General features: G+C 67.6%; 13 protein-coding genes and 1 riboswitch. Of the genes, 4 read left to right on the top strand and 9 right to left on the bottom strand.

Annotated elements, in window-relative coordinates; genetic code table 11:
- Positions 1–27 precede the first annotated feature (27 nt).
- From PI990_RS19290 to PI990_RS19255, 8 genes are all read right to left on the bottom strand, one after another.
- Positions 28–855, bottom strand: a complete 828-nt coding sequence (locus PI990_RS19290) for a DUF4824 family protein (protein ID WP_271658155.1) — start codon at positions 853–855, stop codon at positions 28–30.
- The gene (locus PI990_RS19285; RefSeq protein ID WP_271658154.1) at positions 852–1,925 is read right to left on the bottom strand and encodes a DUF2157 domain-containing protein; all 1,074 of its coding nucleotides are present in this window, start codon (positions 1,923–1,925) and stop codon (positions 852–854) included. The genes PI990_RS19290 and PI990_RS19285 overlap by 4 nt, the downstream gene beginning before the upstream one ends.
- A 650-nt stretch (positions 1,926–2,575) precedes the next feature.
- Positions 2,576–6,217 carry an urea carboxylase gene (uca, locus tag PI990_RS19280; protein WP_271658153.1) on the bottom strand — a complete coding sequence of 1,214 codons (3,642 nt, stop codon included), beginning with the start codon at positions 6,215–6,217 and terminating at the stop codon, positions 2,576–2,578.
- 268 nt (positions 6,218–6,485) lie between these two features.
- A complete protein-coding gene (locus tag PI990_RS19275; RefSeq protein WP_184491788.1) occupies positions 6,486–7,121 on the bottom strand; it encodes an urea amidolyase associated protein UAAP2 in 636 nt (211 codons plus the stop codon).
- Positions 7,122–7,131: 10 nt separating this feature from the next.
- A complete protein-coding gene (locus tag PI990_RS19270; protein ID WP_184491786.1) occupies positions 7,132–7,860 on the bottom strand; it encodes an urea amidolyase associated protein UAAP1 in 729 nt (242 codons plus the stop codon).
- A gap of 13 nt (positions 7,861–7,873) precedes the next feature.
- Positions 7,874–8,674: an ABC transporter ATP-binding protein gene (locus PI990_RS19265; protein ID WP_271658152.1), complete on the bottom strand. Its 801-nt coding sequence runs from the start codon at positions 8,672–8,674 to the stop codon at positions 7,874–7,876.
- Complete coding sequence (locus PI990_RS19260) at positions 8,671–9,486, bottom strand: ABC transporter permease (RefSeq protein ID WP_263401918.1); 816 nt, start codon at positions 9,484–9,486, stop codon at positions 8,671–8,673. Before PI990_RS19260 ends, PI990_RS19265 begins: the two co-directional genes overlap by 4 nt.
- Before the next feature lie 104 nt (positions 9,487–9,590).
- Complete coding sequence (locus PI990_RS19255) at positions 9,591–10,658, bottom strand: putative urea ABC transporter substrate-binding protein (protein ID WP_271658151.1); 1,068 nt, start codon at positions 10,656–10,658, stop codon at positions 9,591–9,593.
- A gap of 66 nt (positions 10,659–10,724) precedes the next feature.
- Positions 10,725–10,824: riboswitch (guanidine-I (ykkC/yxkD leader) on the bottom strand.
- A gap of 320 nt (positions 10,825–11,144) precedes the next feature.
- Here PI990_RS19255 and PI990_RS19250 point away from each other — a divergent pair.
- Positions 11,145–11,681: a hypothetical protein gene (locus PI990_RS19250; RefSeq protein WP_031287252.1), complete on the top strand. Its 537-nt coding sequence runs from the start codon at positions 11,145–11,147 to the stop codon at positions 11,679–11,681.
- A 128-nt stretch (positions 11,682–11,809) separates the two neighbouring features.
- Here the strand turns inward: PI990_RS19250 and PI990_RS19245 are convergent, their stop codons facing one another.
- Positions 11,810–12,715 (bottom strand): LysR family transcriptional regulator, encoded by a 906-nt coding sequence (locus tag PI990_RS19245; RefSeq protein ID WP_271658150.1) that lies wholly within the window; start codon positions 12,713–12,715, stop codon positions 11,810–11,812.
- A gap of 96 nt (positions 12,716–12,811) precedes the next feature.
- Between PI990_RS19245 and PI990_RS19240 the strand changes: the two genes are divergently transcribed.
- The 3 genes from PI990_RS19240 to lapG all read left to right on the top strand — a co-directional run bounded on the left by PI990_RS19240 (position 12,812) and on the right by lapG (position 16,100).
- Entirely contained in the window at positions 12,812–14,599 is a 1,788-nt protein-coding gene (locus PI990_RS19240) for an alkyl/aryl-sulfatase (RefSeq protein ID WP_271658149.1), read from the top strand.
- Between the two features lie 123 nt (positions 14,600–14,722).
- On the top strand, positions 14,723–14,968 hold the full coding sequence (locus tag PI990_RS19235; RefSeq protein WP_271658148.1) for a DUF1145 domain-containing protein: 246 nt from the start codon (positions 14,723–14,725) through the stop codon (positions 14,966–14,968).
- A 499-nt stretch (positions 14,969–15,467) separates the two neighbouring features.
- Positions 15,468–16,100 (top strand): cysteine protease LapG, encoded by a 633-nt coding sequence (lapG, locus tag PI990_RS19230; RefSeq protein ID WP_021218073.1) that lies wholly within the window; start codon positions 15,468–15,470, stop codon positions 16,098–16,100.
- Positions 16,101–16,106 lie beyond the last annotated feature (6 nt).

Below are 16,106 nucleotides of genomic sequence, written 5' to 3'. Positions count from 1 at the left end.
GGCGTCACGGGGGATATGCCCGGCATTTCAGCCTTTGGGCACCACCACCTCGCTGATCCAGGGCTCCAGGCGCTTGCCGTAATTCAGTTGCAGTTCCAGCGGCCCGTTGGGCGGCATGTAGGCGCTGTCGCGCAACTGGCTGTCCAGCGCCTCACGCCAGTGGAGGGGCACCTGCACGGCCGGCACCGCGAGCCGCGAAATCTCGCCCACCATGCGCGTCTTGCCGTCGTCGGTGCGCAGCCAGACATAGACTTCGCCACGCACCACCGCCTGTCGCTGGCGGTCGGGGTGGCGTGCACGCAGGGCTTCGGCGTCCAGGCCGACGTCGACCACGAACAGGCGGCTGGCGGTATCACGTTCCTGCTCCAGCGCCTTGCGGGCGTCCGACTCGCGCTCCTTGCGTTCACTGTCGCCCGGGTCGCGGGCCAGGGCCTCGGTGGCTTTTCGCAGCCGCTGTTCGGCGCGCTGCAGCGCCTGCTGCCGGGCCGGGCCGTCCAGTTCCAGCACCAGGAAGGCTTCATGGGTGTTCAGGTCTATTTCATTGGCGGCCGGGTCATAGGGCGGGAAGCCGAGCTCCACCAGGCGGTCGTTCTCCAGCCATTCACCCCGGTATGGCTCGTCCTCGTCGTTGAGCGGCAGTACGCGCCAGTCCAGCCTCAGGGCCAGGGCGCTGTTTTCATCGCTGCCCCAGCCGAAGCTGGTGTAGTCGCGGTGCACTTCCCGTTCGCTCAGGCGCAGGCTGCTGTCCGGCTCGCCGGAGCGGTTGTACCAGGCGCCGCCGAACACTACGGCATTGGTGGCCAGCACCAGGGCCAGGGCGGCGGGCAGGGCATAGCGGCGGTCGAAGAGCTTCATGGGCGTTCCTCCCCATTGAGCCAGCTGCGGCGCAGGCGGCCCAGCACCAACAGGATGAGCACGGCGATCAGGCCGAGCAGCAGGAAGAACAGGTACTTGGGCATCAGCTCCCACCACCAGTCGAAGAGCTTGGTGTAGAGGAAGATGATGAAGAAGGTCAGGGCGCCGTTGACCACTTCGGGCCAGTCGCGGCGGGTGCCCAGCCAGATGCCCAGGGCCGCGAGCACGAAGCCGGCCAGCTGGTAGCCGCCCTCGATCAGGTCGTGGCTGCCGGGCAGGTAGCTGCCGCTGCCCCAGTTGGCGAGGATCAGCAGGGTGAGGAACAGGGTGATCAGCCCCACCAGGCGGTAGGTGGCGGCGAAGCCGGCGTAGCCCGCCTGAGAGATGAACTGCGGGATCAGGAACACCCCCAGCGCGGCCGGGATGAAGTTTTCCGGGCGCTCGCCCACCTGCAGCCAGTAGCAGCCGCCCCAGCTGCCGACCCGTGCCGAGACGAAGCCCATCAGGCAGATCAGCCCGGCCACCAGCAGCAGGCGTGCGTCACAGCCATAGGCCAGCAGCAGGGCGAAGGCACCCCAGGCGAGGAAGGCACGGTCGGAGGGGGTGATGTTGAAGATTTGCCCGAGCATCACCAGGTTCAGCACGAAGGCGACGAAGGTGAGCATCGCCGCCAGCTTGCTGAAATAGCCGGACGGGTCGCGGCGGCGCACCTGCCAGGTCAGCGCCAGGCCGAGCAGCGGCGCGCCGCCCAGGATCAGCACCTGCGCGCTTTCCGGCAGCAGGCCCCAGAACTGGTAGAAGAAGAACAGCAGGCTGGCGCCCAGGGCCAGGGCGCCCAGCAGCGAGGCGATGCGCATGCTCAGGGACAGGCCGCGGGTCTGCTTGTCGGGGTCGATATCGAAGCGGCCGTGGAAATCGGCCAGCACCCGGCGATGGTGCTCGCCCAGGCGCGCCATCTGCGCGTCGTCCAGGGGCAGTGCCTGCTCCTGGCGCAGGCGTTCCGCTTCACGCTGGAAGGCCTGGATGTCGTCAGCGCGTTGCTGCGCCTGGTCGCGGTTTTGCGGCTGCATGGCGGGTCCTTTTGCGTGCGTTGCCGCCTCGCACTCTAGAACCGTCGCGGTGGATGGGCAATGCGCAGCGTGCCGGGGCGCGATACAGGTCGCTTTACGGACGACGTGGAGAGGGGGTCTGTTGTAGGGGCGACTTCAGTCGCCCGCTTTTCGGTGGGACATGCCCCGGCGCTATCTTGCAGGGGCGAGCTCTGCTCGGGGAGAGGCGGTGCCATGCACCGCTTGGCGAATGAATTGGCTATGTCTGCGTTAAGTGTTGCTAGAAGAACTGAGCCCAGCTGATTGCCGAGTTTTGCTGATATTTCTGGTTTCGCCCCCCGGGCGAGTCCCTTTTAACAATCGCCTTAAAAGGAACCAAAAGCGCTCGCCCCTGCATACGGGTCCGGCTTCGCCAGACTTCCCTCGCTCCATCATCGTTCCAGGGGCACGCCGCGAAGGGCCATCCTTGGCCCATCGCGGCTCTCGCGACATCCATGTCGCTCAACCCCTTACACGACGATTCGCTCGGCCTCCTGAAAGGGGCATTTGGCCGCTGCTCCAACATCATCGCCAGAACCTTCATCGATGTGCGCATCACGCTCGGGGCACAGTCGCTTCCGTAGGATGGCGAAAAGCGAAGCGAAACCCGAAAGGGGGCCCGTGTGTGGCCCCTACGCCTCTTCCATCACCACCACCCGCTGCCCGGCGCGCACCGGGGAGCCGGGTTGCACGCGGACTTCGCGGACCACGCCGTCGCGGGGGGCGGTGAGGGGGATTTCCATCTTCATCGACTCCAGGATCACCAGCACGTCGCCGGCCTTGACGCTGGCGCCGGTCTCCACCTGCACCTGCCAGAGGTTGCCGGCGATATGGCTTTCGATGGCGTGCTGGCCGGCGCCCAGGGGCGCGTCTTCGCCCAGGTCCGGTGCCAGCTCCTCGCTGTCGAAATGCGCCTGGCCGGAGGCGATCCAGCGTTCCCGCTCTGCGTTGAACGCCGCCTGCTGCTGGGCGCGGAAGGTGGCGATGCCCTCGGCTTCGGTGGCGAGGAAGGCCTGGTAGTCGGCGAGACGCAGTTCGCTGTGTTCGATGCGCAGCGGGAAGCGGCCCAGGGGGAAGTCGCGGCGGATGCGCAGCAGCTCCTCGGCGCTCACCGGGTAGAAGCGGATCTGGTCGAAGAAGCGCAGCAGCCAGGGCTTGCCGTCGAAGGCCGCGACGTCGCGGTAGCGGTTCCACATCTGCAGGGTGCGGCCGACGAACTGGTAGCCGCCGGGGCCTTCCATGCCGTAGACGCACATGTAGGCGCCGCCGATGCCCACCGAGTTCTCCGCCGTCCAGGTGCGCGCCGGGTTGTACTTGGTGGTTACCAGGCGGTGGCGCGGGTCCAGCGGGGTGGCCACCGGCGCGCCGAGGTAGACGTCGCCCAGGCCCATCACCAGGTAGCTGGCGTCGAACACCGTGCGCTGCACCTCGTCGAGGTTGGGCAGGTCGTTGATGCGGCGGATGAACTCGAGGTTGCTCGGGCACCAGGGCGCGTCCTTGCGCACGGTGGTCATGTATTTCTCGATGGCCAGCTGGCAGGCCGGGTCGTCCCAGGACAGCGGCAGGTGGACGATGCGCGACGGCACGGCGAGGTCGCCGGCGGCGCAGACGCCGTCCCAGAGCCCCGCGACCACCTGCAGCAGGCGCTCCAGGGGCAGGGTTTCCGGCTGGTAGTGCACCTGCAGCGAGCGGATACCCGGGGTCAGGTCGATGACGCCAGCCAGCGCCTCGGCCTCCAGTGCCTGCATCAGCGCATGGCCGCGGAAGCGCAGCACCAGGTCCAGCTCCGCCGCGCCGATCTCCAGCAGCAGGTGGGTGTCGCCGGAGAGGCGGGCCACCAGGCGTGTGGCGTCCTGGCCCAGGTCGAGGACGATGGGGCTCGAAAGCTCGGCCGTACTTGTAGGAGCGGATTCATCCGCGATTTGGCTGCTACCCGCATCGCGAATGAATTCGCTCGTGCAGAGGGTGGTGCATTCGCGGTTGCGTGCCTGGGCCAATTCCCGCGCCGTGGTGATATCCACCGGCTCGAAGCGCACCTTGTCGCCGGCCTTGAGCTGGCCGAGTTGCCAGAGGTCGGCTTCGATGATGGTCACCGGGCAGACGAAGCCGCCGAGGCTGGGGCCGTCCGGACCGAGGATCACCGGCATGTCGCCGGTGAAGTCCACCGCGCCTATGGCGTAGGGGTTGTCGTGGATGTTGGAGGGGTGCAGGCCGGCCTCGCCGCCGCTCTCGCGCACCCATTCCGGCTTCGGGCCGATCAGGCGCACGCCGGTGCGGCTGGAGTTGAAGTGTACTTCCCAGGCGGTGGCGAAGAAGGTCTCGATAGAGGCCGGTGTGAAGTATTCCGGCGCGCCGTGGGGGCCGTAGATCACCCGGATGCGGCGCAGCGCCGGCAGCGGCGGGCACAGCTCGGCGGGCAGGCTGGCGCCGGCTGCATGGTCGGCCAGGGGCAGCAGGTGCAGCACGTCGCCGGCGCGCAGGGCGCGGCCGCCGTGGCCGCCGAACTGGCCGAGGGTGAAGGTGCTCTTGCTGCCCAGGTAATCCGGCAGCTGCAGGCCGCCGCGCAGGCACAGGTAGCTGCGTGCACCGGCGCCGGCGATGGTGCCGAGGGCCAGGATAGAACCGGCTGGCACCCGCAGCGCGGTGTTCAGCAGTTGCGGCTGACCGTCGAGGGTGAGCGGGATCGACGCGCCGGTGACGGCCACCACCGCGTCGGTGTTGAAGCGCAGGCTGGGGCCGCTCATGGTGATTTCCAGCGCGGCGGCGCCTTCCTCGTTGCCCAGCAGGCGGTTGCCCAGGCGCAGGGCGCGGCTGTCCATGGGACCGGACGGCGGCACGCCCACGGCCCAGTAGCCGAGGCGGCCGGGGTAGTCCTGCACCGTGGTTTGGGTGCCGGCGCCGAGCACTTCGAAGGTGTGGGCGCGGTAGGCGAGGTTTTCCAGGCAGCGGGTCCAGGGCTGGCCGCTGGCGAAGGGTGCGTCGATCAGGATCTGCCGCAGGTAGTCGCGGTTGCTTTCCACGCCGTAGAGCTGCGTGTCGGCCAGGGCGCGGTCGAGGGCGACGCTGGCCTCATCGCGGTCCGCTGCCCAGGTGATCAGCTTGGCGATCATCGGGTCGAAGTAGGGCGGGATCTCGCAGCCGGCTTCCACCCAGGTGTCGATGCGCAGGGCGCGGCCGTCCGCCTCGGGGAAGTGCACGGCGGTGAGCAGGCCGGGGCTGGGCTGGAAGTCACGGCCCGGGTCCTCGGCGTAGAGGCGCGCCTGGATGGCGTGGCCGCTGGGCGCAAGGCCACGGGCCAGCTCGGCGAGCGGGGGCAGGGTGCCGGCGGCCAGCTCGACCATCCAGCGCACCAGGTCGACGCCCCAGACCTGTTCGGTAACGCCGTGTTCCACCTGCAGGCGGGTGTTCACTTCGAGGAAGTAGAAGCGCTCGGCCTCGCTGTCGTAGACGAATTCCACGGTGCCGGCGCTGCGGTAGCTGACCGCCTTGGCCAGCTGGATGGCGGCGGCGCAAAGGTCCTCGGCCATGCCGGCGGGCAGGTTGGGCGCGGGGGTTTCCTCCAGCACCTTCTGGTTGCGCCGCTGCACCGAGCAGTCGCGCACGCCAAGGGCGATCACCTCGCCACGGCCGTCGCCGAACACCTGCACTTCCAGGTGGCGGGCACGCTGGATGTACTTCTCGATGAACACCCCGGCGTCGCTGAAGTTGTTCTGCCCCAGGCGCTTCACCGCGTCGAAGGCCTCGCTCAGCTCGCTGGCCGAACGGCACACGCGCATGCCGATGCCGCCGCCGCCGGCGGTGCTCTTGAGCATCACCGGGTAGCCCACCTGTTCACCGGCCACCAGCGCCGCGTCGAGGCTTTCCAGCAGCTCGGTGCCTTCGAGCATGGGCACGCCCTGGGCCTTGGCCAGGGCACGGGCGGTGTGCTTGAGGCCGAACACCCGCAGCTGCTGCGGCGTCGGCCCGACGAAGGCGATGCCGGCCGCCTCGCAGGCTTCGGCGAAGGCGGCGTTCTCGGAGAGGAAGCCATAGCCGGGGTGGATCGCCTGGGCGCCGCTGTCGCGGGCCACGGCGAGGATCTTCTCCACCACCAGGTAGGTGTTCGCAGCCGGGCCTTCGCCCAGGCTATGGGCCTCGTCGGCCTGCTGGATGTGCAGGCTGGCGATATCCGCTTCGGAGTACACGGCAACGCCGCGCACATCGAGCTGGCGCAGGGTGCGGAGGATGCGGCAGGCGATGGCGCCGCGGTTGGCGATCAGCAATTTCTCGAACATGAGGTCGGCCTCATGGGTGGCGGGCCGTCCCGCCGGAATTGGGTCTGCGCCACGGTCGTCCGCGGAGCATCAGTTGGAAGCTGGAAGCTGGAAGCTGGAAGCTGGAAGCCAGAAGCCAGAAGCCAGAAGCCAGAAGCCAGAAGCTAGAGCGTCGGCTCCGATTTTTTCGGCGGTGTTTGCAGGCATTGCCCTGAGCGGCTCTGGCACAGGCGGAACAGCCAGCGCCGAAAGGCTTCCTGCCTCCGGCTTCCCGCTTCCAGCTGCTCTTTCACTCCCATACCAACACCTGCGCCGGGGTGGGGTTGTAGCCGTTGCAGGGGTTGTTCAGCTGTGGGCAGTTGGAGATGAGGACGATGATGTCCATGTGCGCGACCAGCTCGACGTATTTGCCGGGGGCGGAGATGCCGTCCTCGAAGGTGAGGCCGCCTTCGGGGGTAACCGGCACGTTCATGAAGAAGTTGATGTTGGCGCTGATGTCGCGCTTGGCCAGGCGGCCGTCATGCAGGCTGGCGCGCAGGAAGTTGTCGCGGCAGCTGTGCATGTAGCGGGTGTCCAGGGCGTAGCGCACGGTGTTGCTTTCCTGGGCGCAGGCGCCGCCGAGGGTGTCGTGGCGGCCGCAGGTGTCGGCGACGATGCTCAGCATGGGGTTGCCGAGGTTCGAATAGAGCACGCTGCCGGCGCTGAGGTAGACGCGGTTCTGCTTGCGCAGGGTGCGCTGCACGTCATAGCGCTCGCGCGGGTTGCGCGCGCTGTAGAAGAGGGTGTCCACCGCCTGGTTACCCTCCAGGTCGAGCAGGCGCAGGGTCTGGCCGGCCTTCACTTCGGTCATGAAGGGTTCGCCGGCGGCGATCACGGCGGTGTAGACGGCGGCTTCGGGGTGCTTGTCGCTGGGAGTGGGGTTCATCGGGCAGCCCTCAGATGTACAGACGTTCGGTGTTGTGGAAGCCGCGGCCGTTTTCCGGGCGCGAGGTGCGGCAGAGCACGCTGATGCCGTCGCTCTCGACCTTGTGCCAGCTCAGGTTCACCGGCTTCGGGGCGTAGACGGGGTCGGGGTCCATGGGGTGCTGCAGGGCGGTGAGCACCACCAGGCTGTCCATCGGCGCGTAGAGCTCGACGTAGTCGTCGGCTTTCGAGTGGCCGGGCTGGAAGTGGAAGCAGCCGTCGGCGTCCACCGTGACCTTGCTGAACAGGTTCAGGCACATGAGCAGGTCCTGCAGGTTCAGGTCCCACTTGCCCATCTCCACCAGCAGGTTGTCGACGCCGTTGCGGAAGAAGCCGTTGCGCAGTTCCTGGTAGCGGCCGGCGCCGTATTTCTCCTGCACTTCATTGGCACTGAGCACGCCGCCGAAGCTGTCGTGCCAGCCGCAGCTGTCGGCGGTGATGGCGGCGAGCACGCGGCCCATGTCCGAGTACAGGCAGTGGCCGGCGGTGAGCTTGGCGGTGTGCTGGCACTTGAGGCTGTCCGGCAGGTTCAGGCGCTCGCTTTTCTCGGCGGCGTTGAACAGCAGCAGGCTGACGTTGGCGCCGCCTTCGATGTCGCTGATGCGCAGCAGCTGGCCGCGCTTGAGGACGAAGGAGGTGTGGCCGCCGCCGGGGACGGTTTCTTCATAAAGGGTGGGGCGCAGGGCCAGGGATGCGGTCATGGTCGGGCTCCTTTCAATGGGCCGGGGCGGGCTGCAGGGCGCGGGTGACGCGCTCCGGCAGGGCTTCGACGGCGGCGCGCGCGGCGCGGCGGTCGCTGTTCAGGGGGATGTCGTAGGTGATGCGTGCGCCATAGGCGCCGGGCGCCTGCGGGTCATGGCGGACCTTGTCGAAGACCATCAGCCGGGTGCCGAGGGTGAAGCCTTCGGCCAGGTCGTGGGTGACCATGAACACGGTCAGCCGGGTTTCCTGCCACAGGCCCAGCAGCAGCTCGTGCATGTCCTTGCGGATGCCCGGGTCGAGGGCGCCGAAGGGCTCGTCGAGCAGCAGCACGCGGGGCTTCATCACCAGCGCCTGGGCGATGGCCAGGCGCTGCTGCATGCCGCCGGAGAGCTGCGCGGGGTACTTGCCGAGGGCGTGGTCGAGGCCGACCTTCTCCAGCATCACGGCGGCCTGTTCACGGGCGGCGCGACGGGCACCGCCGAACAGGCGGCCGAACAGCGGCGCGCGGGGCAGCTCCAGGCCGAGGGCGACGTTGTCCAGCACCGAGAGGTGGGGGAACACCGAGTAGCGCTGGAACACCACGCCGCGGCTGGCATCGGGCTCGGCCACCAGGGGCTGGCCGTCCAGCAGCAGCTGGCCACGGCTGGGCGTTTCCTGGCCCAGCAGCATGCGCAGGAAGGTGGACTTGCCGCAGCCCGAGGCGCCGACCAGGGTGCAGAACTCGCCTTCGGCGACGCTCAGGCTGAGGTTCTCCAGCACCACCTGCTCACCGTATTCCTGCCACAGGTTCTTCACTTCGATGAAGGCGCTCATGCCTTGGCTCCTTCGTACCAGGGGAAGGCCAGGCGGGTGAGCTGGCGCAGGCCCAGGTCCATCAGCCAGGCGAGCAGGGTGATCCACACCACGTAGGGCAGGATCACGTCCATGGCCAGGTAGCGGCGGACCAGGAAGATGCGGTAGCCGAGGCCGTCGGTGGAGGCGATGGCCTCGGCGGCGATGAGGAACAGCCAGGCCGAGCCCAGCACCAGGCGCAGGGAGATGAGCAGGCGCGGCAGCAGCTGCGGCAGCACCACGCGCAGGATCAGGGTCCAGGTGTTGGCGCCCAGGGTCTGCGCCTTGATCAGCAGTTCGCGGGGGATCTCCCGGGCGCGCTGCTCCAGGTCGCGGGCGAGCACCGGGGTGATGCCGATGACGATCAGCATCACCTTGGACAGCTCGCCGAGGCCGAAGACGATGAACAGGATCGGCAGGATCGCCAGCGGCGGCACCATCGACAGCACCGTGAGCAGCGGCGACAACGGCGCGCCGAACAGCGGCAGGGTGCCGGCGGCGATGCCCAGGCACAGGCCCAGCAGGGCGGCGACGGCGAGGCCGATGGCCAGGCGCTTGAGGCTGGAGGCGCTGTCCTGCCAGAACAGGTATTGGCCGCTGCGCTTGTCTTCGGTGAAGGCCAGGCGTTGCACCGCGTCGACCATCTGCGTGGCGCTGGGCAGCAGCTTGTCGTTGGGGTTTTCCGTGAGCCGCGCCGCCGATCCGGTGAAGTAGGCGAACAGCAGCAGGGCGAAGGGCAGCAGGATCAGCAGCAGCCTTCCTGCACGGTCCGGGTGGCGGTTGATCAGGCGCATGGCGAGGTCTCGGTGATAGGGGGCGGGTAGGTTGGTGCCGAGGAACGAGGCCCAACGTTGGGCCGCGCTGCGCTTGGCACCAACCTACGGAACCGTGTCGGCGGTCAGAGCTTCCCTTCGGCGGCCATCTGCACGTAGGTCGGGTCGAAGCGCAGCTTGACGTTGGCCTTGTCGCCGGTGACCACGCCCTTGGCGAAGCTCATGCCCACCGCGTGGGCATCCTTGGCACCTTCACCCAGCAGGCCGTGGGCGAAGGAGAAGGTGGCCACCTTGTCCATGGTCGCCGGCAGCTTCGGGCTGGTGACGAACTCCAGGGCCTCGGCCGGTGTGGCGAACAGGCGGGTGGCGTCCAGCTGGGCCTGGTAACCGGCCAGGTCGGTGCCCGAGGCCTTGGCCATGTGCGTCAGTGCGGCGGTGCTCTCGGCGCTGCCGGCCTTCATCAGCGCGACGATCTCGAACCAGGCACCGGTCAGCGCCTTGCCCAGGGCCGGGTTGTCCTTCAGGGTCTCGGTGTTCACCACCATCATGTCCATGATCTCGCCGGGCACCTTGCTGGAGTCGAACACCAGGCTGGTGCCGGGCTTGGCCTTGATCTCGGCGAGCATCGGGTTCCAGGTGGTTACCGCCTGCACTTCGTCGGTGTCGAAGGCGGCGGCGATATCGGCATCGGAGGTGTTCACCACCTGCACGTCCTTCTCGGCCAGGTGGGCGCGCTCCAGGGCGCGGGCCAGCAGGTAGTGGGAGACGGACAGCTCCACCAGGTTCACCGGCAGGCTCTTGAGGTCGCCGAGGGTCTTGCCTTCACCCTTGAGCACGATGCCGTCGTTGCCATTGGAGAAGTCGCTGACGATCAGCGCGGTGCTGTCCACGCCGCCGGCAGCGGGGATGGTCAGGGCGTCCATGTTGGTCATGGTGCAGCCGTCGAACTGGCCGGCGGTGTACTGGTTGATCGACTCGACGTAGTCGTTGAGCTGGGTGACCTGGATGTCGATCCCGTACTTCTTCGCCCATTTGTCGACGATGCCCTGGGTGGCACCGTATTCCCATGGCATCCAGCCGGCATAGATGGTCCAGCAGACGTTGAAGCTGTCCTTCTGCGCTGCGTTGGAGTTGAAGCTGATGGCGGCGGCTAGGCCGGCAGCGAGTACGGCGAACAGACGGGGCTTGCGCATGGATGACCTCCAGTTCGGTTAGGGACAGCGGGAGCGGCGCGGCACTTCCCTGCATGCAGGGGCGCGTTCTCCCGGGCTTTTGTCCCGCCGTGTAACCTCGGAGGAGGTCGCCGGCTCTCGGACCAGCCACCCGCTTTCGCGAGCCGGAACCCTAGCCAGCCATTGCAAATGGTGGTGCCGCGGACCCCGGCTTCCACCGGGTTGCTCCTGCACGCCTGATCCTTAGCGAAGGCCGTGCCAACCCGACGCGAGCCACTGGTGGCGGGCGTTGTGGAGGAGGGTGGGGTGAATGCCAGCGGTGTGCAGGGGCGCGCCGTGCCCGTCTCTGGGGCGGGGCGCTTCATGCTGGTGCGCGGTAATAACTGGAAATGGATTTTGCCGACGGAGGGATGCACACCGGCCGTGTGAAACGGTGTCGAAGATTGTGGGAGAAATCCCGGGTGCCGACATTCGTTGGCGCCGTCCCAGCGGTCGAAGGAGGCCGCCATGTCCTATCGAACGATGTTGATCGCAGTACTGGGCCTGTCCCTGGGTGGTTGTGCCGTCTACGACTATGACGACGATTACCGTGGCTACCCGCGCAGCTATGGCGGCGGTGGCTATGTCGTGCAGCAGCCGGCCTATTACCAGGGTTCTCCGACCTACTACTACCGGACCGAGCGCATCTACCAGCCGCAGCGCTACTACCAGGTGCGCCCGCAGCCCTACCAGCCGCCGCGCCATGACCGCCGCTACGACGGGCGCAACGACCATCGCTACGACCGCCACGACGATCGCCATGACAACCGACACGACTCGCGGCGTTGGGACAACCGCAACCCGCCGCGCCCGGACTGGAACGAGCGCCGCCACGACTACACCCCGCGCCTGCAGAACTGGGGCGGCAACCGCCCGCCGCAACAGGGCTGGAACCAGGGCGGCGGTCGCCCCAGCTACGCCGTGCCGCCGGCCTACCAGGTGCGCCCCCACGAAAACCCCATCCGCCCGCACCGCAGTGACTGGTCGCAGCAGAATCGTCGCTAAAGCAGAGCACTGAAACCTAGGCGAGGAAGCCAGCGCAAGGCGAAAACGGGCGAGAGAGCGGAGTTTACGCGCCGTAAATGAGCCTCTTGAGCCTGTTTTCAACGCAGCGATGGCAACGCAGATAGTTGTCAGTAGCCGGTAATGGGCTGGGCGTCTTCTTCCAGCAAGTACTCCACCATCGCCCGCGCAGCCGGTGACAGGCTGCGCCCGGCGTGGCTGACGATGCCATAGGCCGAGCGGGCGTCGAGGTTGTCCACCGGCAGCAACACCGCCAGGCGGCCGGCCGCGACGTCTTCGGCCAGTACGTCCCAGGGCGCCATGCTGATCACCTCGCTGTCGGCCACCAGGGCCTTGAGCACCATGAAGTTGTCGCACTCGATGCCCAGCGGTTGCGCCTTGTTGTTCAGCGCGCCGAGGGTGCGCGCCACCTCGACGGGCAACTGGGTGCCGGCCAGCGGGTAGACGGCCAGGTCCTCGACCCGCAGGTGGGGGCGTTGCAGCAGCGGGTGGCTGGGGCGGCAGAAGAGGGTGCCGGCGTGGCGGCGCAGGGGCGTGATGTGCAGCAGCGGGTCGCCTTCGAACTCGCGCACGTCCGCCACGAACAGCTCGATGGCGTCCCCCAGCAATTGGCTGCGCAGGCTGTGCCAATCCTCGATGCGCAACTGCACCTGCACGCCCGGGTGGGCCCCGGCGAAGCGGCCCAGCGTACGCGGTACCAGGCGCGCGGCGGGGTAGGGGCCGGCGCCCAGGCGCAGTTCGCCGCTGTCGAGGTTCTCCAGCTGCGCCACGGCGCTGTGCAGGGCGCGGCGGCCATCCAGCAGGCGCTGGGCATGCTCCAGCACCAATCGGCCGTGGGCGGTGAGGGCGATCTGCCGGGGGCCGCGGTCCAGCAGGCTGCAGCCGAGGCTGGCCTCCAGGGCCTGGATGCTGCGGCTGAGGGCCGGCTGGCTGAGGTTGACGGCCTCCGCCGCACGGGCGAAGTGGCCGTGTTGTGCGAGGGCGACGAAGTGGCGGAGCTGGCGTAGGTCGTTCATGCGTATCCCGCATCGATTTCGGCAGAGGAATGCATTGGAATTATTGATCGGTGCCTGCCAGCCTGTCTGCTCCCATAACAACAACGAGCCGACACCATGCGCATCACCACCCGTTTCGGCGGCCTGCTGCTGGCCGCCGCCCTGCCATTCGGCGCCGACGCCGCGCTGCCCGACGAGACCCTGGAGCCGAGCATCAACGCCGAGCTCGCCGAGCACACCCGGCACTTTGACGAGAAGGTCTACAAGATCGCCGACAACGTCTGGTCGGCGGTGGGCTGGAACCTGGCCAACAGCGTGATGATCGAAGCGCCGGAAGGCCTGATCATCGTCGACACGGGCGAGTCCGCCGAGCAGTCGCGCAAGGTGCTGGCGGAGTTCCGCAAGATCAGCGCCAAGCCGATCAAGGCCATCGTCTACACCCACTTCCACCCGGACCACATCAACGGCGTGAAGGGCTTCGTCAGCGAAGAGCAGGTGAAGCGTGGCGAGGTGCAGATCTACGCCCAGGAAACCCTGCTGGACAACGTGGTGACCCAGGGCGCGCTGGTGGGTCCGATCCTCGGCATGCGCTCGGGCTACAGCTTCGGCGCGGCCCTGCCGGACAGCGACAAGCGCGACATGAACGCCGGCCTCGGCCCGCTGGCCCATCCCGGCGCCTCCACCTTCATCGCGCCGACCGTCACCTTCAAGGAAGCCCTGGATACCACCATCGCCGGGCTGAAGGTGCAGCTCCTCCATGTGCCCAGCGAGGCGCCGGACGAGATCGTCCTCTACCTGCCGGACAACCGCGTGCTGATCAGCGCCGAGGTGACCCAGGGGCCGACCCTGCCCAACGTCCACACCCTGCGCGGCACCAAGTTCCGCGACCCGGTGGTGTGGGTGCAGAGCCTCGACAAGCTGCGTGCCTTCAAGGCCGACTACATGGTGCCGCTGCACGGCCAGCCGGTGTCCGGCCGCGACAAGGTGGAGGAGGTGCTGCGCATGACCCGCGACGCCATCGCCTACATCCACGACCAGACCGTGCGCTGGATGAACAAGGGCCTGACCCCGGACGAGCTGGTGGAGAAGGTCAAGCTGCCGCCGCACCTGGCCGGTTACACGCCCTACCTGCGCGAGTACTACGGCACCGTGAAGCACAGCGTGCGGCAGATCTACCAGGGCTACCTGGGCTGGTTCCAGGGCGACCCGGTGGACCTCGACCCGACGCCGCCGGCGGAGAAGGCCAAGCGCCTGATCGCCCTCATGGGTGGGCGTGACAAGCTGCTGCTGGCCGCCGGCGACGCCTACCTCAAGGGGGACTGGCAATGGGCGGCCGAGCTGGCCAGCTACGCCATCCGCGTCGACCACGACGACAAGTTGGCTCGCGACATCAAGGCCCGCAGCTTCCGCCGCCTGGGCTACGCCAGCATGAACATCAACTGGCGCAACTGGTACCTGATGAGCGCCATGGAGCTGGAGGGCAAGCTCGAGGGCGATGCCGCGCTGCAGCTGTCCCAGGGGCTGCGCAACGCCTTCCTCTCGCCGGACATGCTGAAGAACCTGCCGGCGCGGATCTTCCTGCAGAACTGGGTCACCCGCATCGACCCGGAGAAGAGCGCCGACGTGAACCTCACCCTGGGCTTCGTCTTCCCCGATATCAACGAGCAGTGGGCGCTGGAGATACGCCGCGGCGTGGTGGAGATGCACCCGGGCATCCCCGAGGGCACCACGTTGAAGCTGACCTTCGACAAGACCTACCTCGACACCGTGATCAGCGGCGAGAACGGCCTGCTCAAGGGCGCGCTGCTGGGCGACGTGAAGGTCGACGGCAACCTGCTGGACATCAAGACCTTCCTCGGTTGCTTCGACTTCGAGGACGCCCCCATCGCCCTGACGGTGCGCTGACCCACCCCGAGCGCGCAGGCGGGCTGACCCACCGTCGCGCGCGCCGGCCAAACGAAAGTGCGGAAGGCGCGCGCGGCCGGAGACGGCACACTGCAAGGCTCAACCTTGCAATGGAGAACCCCTATGCACGTCCTGTCGTTCGCCAAGGGTGCCCTGGCCATGTTCTGGCTGGTGGCGATCCTTAACGTCATCTACCCCTTCGGCGAGCCGCTGCACCACCCCCTGCTGCTGGTGGCCGGCGTGATGCTGCTGGTCCACGTCCTCGAGGCTGCGCTGTTCAACCGCAAGCTCAAGGCCCGCCCCTTCCCCTGGCTGGAGCGCACCCAGGTGCTGCTGTTCGGCTTCCTGCACCTGCGCGGGCTGCGCTGATCCTGCCTCCACCGTTCCCGGGCTGAAGCCCGGGCTACGCACCGGCCGGCACGGTGGTTGGAGTACGGCGGTAGGGCGGGTGAAACCCGCGATGTTGTTGTGCGAAACCCTTGTCGGGTTGCACCCGACCTACACCGGCACGGTGTTGTGCATGTCGTAGGGTGGAGGTCGCTTTTTACCTCCACCGATCGGTGTGTCCGGCCCTGCACGTTCTTCTGATGATCGCCTCACCCGACCCTGCTGCGTTGGGCTTCGTACCTCAGCCCGACCTACGGGGCTCCCTGTTTTCCGATGGCACTGAAACCCCGATTGCGTTGCGCACGGCGCAGGTCGGATAGGGGCACTGTGCCATTGTTTTTTCTGCTGCCAGCCCGCACCATTCGCGCCTCGTTATCGGGGCCGCCCGGCGGTTCCATTGGCAGGAAATCGGATTTTGCTCAGCGGTATCGGCAAATGGCGAAGCACGGGTAGGCCGGGGGTTATAGGCCCGGCGCTGCTGTTGCTGTTCGCCTTGCTGGCCGGTGCCCTGCAGGCGGATTGGGATTTCACCCTGATCAGCCGTCGCGCCGAATCCCTCTATGGCCCCCTGGGCGATGGCAAGCAGCGCATCGATGACTGGCAGCGCCTGCTGGCCAGCCAGGCGGGCGCCAGCGAGGCGGAGCAGTTGAAGGAGGTCAATCGCTTCTTCAACGCCAAGCTGCGTTTCACCGATGACCTCGCCCTGTGGAACCAGGTGGATTACTGGGCGACACCGGTGGAGGCGTTGCGCCGCGGGGCGGGCGATTGCGAGGACTACGCCATCGCCAAGTACATCAGCCTGCGTCACCTGGGGGTGCCGGCGGAGAAGCTGCGCATCACCTACGTCAAGGCACTGCGCCTGAACCAGGCGCACATGGTGCTGACCTATTACGAGAAACCCGACGCGGTGCCCCTGGTGCTGGACAACCTGATCGGCAGCATCCTGCCGGCGTCCCAGCGCAGTGACCTGTTGCCGGTCTACGCCTTCAACGGTGAGGGCCTGTGGCTGACCAACCAGGGCGGCGGCAAGAAGGTGGGCGACGCCAAGCGTCTGTCCCGCTGGCAGGACCTGTTGAAAAAGATGAAAGCCGAAGGCTTTCCCACGAGCGAATAGCGGAGT

The organism is Pseudomonas sp. TUM22785 (genome assembly GCF_028198105.1).
Classification (GTDB): Bacteria; Pseudomonadota; Gammaproteobacteria; order Pseudomonadales; family Pseudomonadaceae; genus Metapseudomonas; species Metapseudomonas solani.
Note: the sequence above shows the minus strand (reverse complement) of the source record. Positions and strands in the feature narration are given on the sequence as shown.